The organism is Streptomyces sp. NPDC048211, from assembly GCF_043202315.1.
Classification (GTDB): domain Bacteria; phylum Actinomycetota; class Actinomycetes; order Streptomycetales; family Streptomycetaceae; genus Streptomyces.
In genome coordinates, this window is sequence record NZ_JBIDAD010000048.1 from 1 (window position 1) to 4928 (window position 4928).

1 protein-coding gene is annotated in these 4928 nt (G+C 69.1%); it reads left to right on the forward strand.

The features are described 5' to 3' along the window. The coding region (locus ACGFZA_RS42415) for a type I polyketide synthase (RefSeq protein ID WP_393686457.1) at window positions 1–4928 on the forward strand (4928 nt) is incomplete at both ends.

Here is a 4928-nt window from a genome sequence, read left to right on the forward strand (position 1 = left end):
GATGTGGTGCGTGAGTTGGTGGGGCGTGGGTTTGATGCGTTTGTGGAGGTGAGTGCGCATCCTGTTCTGGCGATGGGGGTTCAGGAGACGCTGGACGCGGTGGGTGCGCGTGGTGTGGTGGTGGGGTCGTTGCGTCGGGGTGAGGGTGGTGCGGAGCGGCTGTTGACGTCGTTGGGCGAGGCGTGGGCCGGCGGAGTCGACATCGACTGGACCGCACTGCTGCCTGGGGCTGGGCGGGTGGAGCTGCCGACGTATGCGTTCCAGCGGGAGCGGTACTGGCTGGATGTGCCTGTCGGGGCGGGGGATGTGTCGGCTGCGGGTCTGGTGTCGGCGGGGCATGGGCTGTTGGGTGCTTCGGTGGCGCTGGCCGGGAGCGGTGGGGCTGTGCTGACGGGTCGGGTGTCCCTGGCCACGCATCCGTGGCTGGCCGATCATGCGGTGCGCGGGGTGGTGCTGGTTCCGGGTGCGGCGTTGGTGGAGCTGGTGCTGCGTGCCGGTGACGAGGTGGGTTGCGGCCGGGTGGAGGAGCTGACTCTGCAGGCACCGCTGGTACTGCCGGAGACCGGGGGCGTGCAGCTCCAGGTGGTCGTGGGCGGTGCGGACGAGCGCGGTGTGCGGGCAGCGGAGGTGTTCGCCCGGCGGGAGAGTGCCGGCGGTGTGACCGGTGACGAGGGTGGCTGGATCCTGCACGGGAGCGGTGCGCTTGCTCCGGAGACGGCGGCGGGCGCGGAGCCGGGGGCGACGAACCCCGTCGTGGGCTCGGATCTGCTGGAGTGGCCGCCGCGGGGTGCGGAGCCGGTGGACGTGGCCGGCTTCTACGACGTGATGGCTGGTCGTGGGTATGGGTACGGTCCTGCGTTCCAGGGGCTGCGAGCGGTGTGGCGGCGCGGTGACGAGGTGTTCGCCGAGGTGGCCCTCCCGGAGGACATCGTGGGCGCCGCAGGGGAGTTCGGTCTGCACCCGGCACTCCTTGACGCCGGTCTGCAGTCCGGCCTGACCAGCCTCTTCGCCTCCGCCGAAGGCAACCGCATGCCCTTCTCGTGGAGGGGTATGACCCTGCACGCCGTGGGCGCGACCTCCCTGCGCGTACGCATGGCCCCCGCCGCCGACGACCCGGCGACGGTGACCATGGACATGGCGGACGCGTCCGGTGCTCCGGTGGCGTCGGTGGAGGCGCTGGCTACGCGGGAGGTTTCGGAGGAGCAGCTGGCGGCCGCGGTGGTGGCGGCTGGTGGGTCGTCGGGTGCGGACTCGTTGTTCCGGGTGGAGTGGGTGCCTGGTGGGGACGGTGTTTCTGCGGTTGGTGGCCGGTCTTGGGGTGTGCTGGGTTCCGGGGGGCTGCTGGTCCCTTCGGAGGGTGAGGTGTTTGCCGATGTGAGTGCGGTGGCGTCGGCGGATGTGGTGCCTGGGGTGGTGGTGTGGGAGTGCCCGGTGCCGGTGGGTGGTGAGGTTCCGGGTGTGGTGCATGAGGGGCTTGCTGCGGTTCTGGGTGTGGTTCAGGAGTGGTTGGCGGATGAGCGTCTGGCCGGCACTCGTTTGGTGGTGGTGACGCGGGGCGCGGTGGCCGCTGGTGCTGGTGCTGGTGCTGGTGCTGGTGCGGGTGCTGCGGGTGCTGGTGTTGGGTCGGTTGTTGATGTGCGGTCGGCTGGTGTGTGGGGGTTGGTGCGTTCGGCGCAGGCTGAGCATCCTGGGCGGTTGGTGTTGGCTGATGTGCCGGTGGGTGCGGATGCTGGTGCGGTGGTTGATGCGGTTGCGTTGGGGCTGGGCTCGGGTGAGTCGCAGTGGGCTGTGCGTGAGGGTGCGCTTCTCGTACCGCGTCTGGTTCGGGCCGAGCTTTCCGGGGTTGAGGCTTCGGTTGGTGGTGGGTTTGGTTCGGGTGCGGTGTTGGTGACGGGTGCGTCGGGTGTGTTGGGTGGTGTGGTGGCCCGGCATTTGGTGTCGGTTCACGGGGTGCGTGAGTTGGTGTTGTTGAGTCGGCGGGGTTCGGCTGCGGAGGGTATGGCTGAGCTTGAGCTGGAGTTGTCGGGGCTTGGTGTGGCGGTTGAGGTGGTGGCGTGTGATGCCGCTGACCGTGGAGCGTTGGCGGGTGTTCTGGCGGGGCGTTCGTTGTCGGGTGTGGTGCATGCTGCTGGTGTTCTGGACGATGGCATTGTCACGTCGTTGGATGCGGCCCGGCTCAGTGGTGTGTTGCGGCCGAAGGTGGATGCGGCGTGGCATTTGCACGAGCTGACCCGGGACATGGACCTGTCGGCGTTCGTCCTCTTCTCGGCCGGCGCCGGAACCGTGGGCACTGCCGGTCAGGCCGCCTATGCGGCGGCGAACGTGTTCCTTGACGCGCTGGCTCAAGCCCGTCGGTCGCAGGGTCTGCCGGGGTTGTCCCTGGCTTGGGGTCTGTGGGCGCAGACCAGCGCCATGACCGGCACACTCGGCGAAGCCGATCGTACGAGGCTGGGCCGACTGGGTGTCGTGCCGATGGAGACCGACGGCGCGCTCGCCCTTTTCGACGCGGCTGTTGCGGCTGACGATGCCTTCCTCGTCCCGATGCGTCTTGACCTGTCGACCCTGCGTAAGAACTTCGCCGACCTGACTCCGGTGCTGCGTGGCCTGGCGCCCCAGCGGGCCCGGCGGCAGGCGACAGGTGCCGTCGCCCCGGCGTTCGAGGGCGGTGAACTCGGCCGCAGACTGGCTGCGATGGCTGTCGGGCAGCGGCAGGCGTTCCTCCTCGACCTCGTCCGGGGCGAGGTCGCGGCCGTGCTCGGACACGCGTCGTCCGAAGGAGTCGAGGCCGAACGAGCCTTCAAGGACATCGGATTCGACTCCCTTACGGCCGTCGAGTTCCGGAATCGGCTCGGCGCCGCCACTGCTCTGCGTCTTCCTGCGACGCTCGTCTTCGACCATCCGAGTGCGGCAGCGGTGACACGACTGCTGATGTCCGAGCTCGGCGGCGACACGACCACGGCCACCACCGACGCGTCCGTGCGGCCACGGACTGCCGTCACGGATGACGAACCACTCGCCATCATCGGCATGAGCTGCCGGTTCCCCGGCGACGTGGCATCCCCCGAGGATCTCTGGGACCTGGTGCGCGCAGGCAAGGACGCCATCACCGGCATGCCCGAGGACCGCGGCTGGAACCATGAGTCCCTGTACGACCCGACCCCAGGTCTGCCCGGCCGGATTTATGCCCGAGAGGGCGGGTTCCTGCGGGAGGCCGCCGACTTCGACGCCGGCTTCTTCGGCATCTCGCCGCGTGAGGCGTTGGCGATGGATCCGCAGCAGCGGTTGTTGCTGGAGGTGTCCTGGGAGGCGTTCGAGCGGGCCGGTATCGACCCCGCCGGGCTGCGAGGCTCGCGTACGGGCGTGTTCGCCGGGGTGATGTACCACGACTACGGCGCCCGGCTCGGCGTGGGCACGATGCCCGAGGGCGTCGAGGGATACGTGGGCAATGGCAGCGCCGGAAGTATTGCCACGGGCCGGATCTCGTACACGTTCGGACTGGAAGGGCCGGCGGTGACGGTGGACACGGCCTGCTCGTCCTCGCTGGTAGCGCTGCATCTTGCGATGCAGGCGATCCGACAGGGTGAATGCACGCTTGCCCTTGCCGGCGGCGTCACGGTCATGTCGTCCATCGAGATGTTCCTCGAGTTCAGCCGCCAGCGTGCCATTGCCCCCGACGCCCGCTGCAAGGCGTACGGCTCCGGTGCCGACGGAGCAGGATTCAGCGAAGGCGCGGGGATGCTGCTTGTGGAGCGTCTCAGTGATGCGGAGCGTCTGGGGCATCGGGTCCTGGCCGTGGTGCGGGGCAGCGCCGTCAATCAGGATGGTGCTTCGAACGGCCTGACCGCGCCGAGCGGACCGTCGCAGCAGCGGGTGATCCGGCAGGCGTTGGCTTCGGCCGGGTTGTCGGCGGGGCAGGTGGACGTGGTCGAGGGCCATGGCACCGGGACGTCACTGGGCGACCCCATCGAGGCCCAGGCGCTCCTTGCTACCTACGGCCAGGAACGTATCTCCGCTGATCGTCCTGTGTGGTTGGGGTCGTTGAAGTCGAACATCGGGCATGCGCAGGCGGCTGCGGGTGTGGGTGGTGTGATCAAGATGGTGATGGCGATGCAGGCGGGTGTGCTGCCGCGCACGCTGCATGTCGATGAGCCGTCCTCGCACATCGACTGGTCTGCGGGTGAGGTGCGTCTGCTGGCGGAGGAGACTCCGTGGCCGGAGACGGGTGAGCCGCGCAGGGCCGGAGTCTCCTCCTTCGGCGCGAGCGGGACGAACGCGCACGTGATCCTTGAGCAGGCGCCTCGGTTCGAGGAGGTCGCGGCGGAGGTGGTGCCGGAGTCGACGGGCGACGCGATGGTGCCGTGGGTGGTCAGTGGCAGGTCGGAGTCGGCGTTGCTGGCGCAGGCGGCGCGGTTGCGGTCCTTTGTTGCGCAGCGTCCTGAACTGCGGCCTGCGGATGTGGCGTTGGCGCTTGGGACGCAGCGTGGGCTGTTGGAGCACCGGGCGGTTGTCGTCGGCGGTGACCGCGATGAGTTGCTGGCCGGGTTGGCGTCGGTGTCGTCCTCCGAGGCAGTCGTGGAGGGGGCTTCTGCGTTCTTGTTTGCTGGTCAGGGTGCGCAGCGTGTGGGGATGGGGCGTGGGCTGGCGGCGGCGTATCCGGTGTTCGCTTCGGCGTTGGATGAGGTGCTGGGTGTCCTGGACCCGTTGATGGACGCCGGTGCCGGTGCCGGTGTGGGTGTGTTGCGCGGGGTGATGTGGGGCTCGGATGCGGACGCGGATGCGGATGCGGATGCGGGGGTTTTGGCGCGGACGGAGTTTGCGCAGCCGGCGTTGTTTGCGTTGGAGGTGGCTGTGTTTCGGCTGCTGGAGTCGTGGGGTGTGCGTCCGGACGTGGTGGCGGGCCATTCCATTGGTGAGATCGCTGCGGCGTA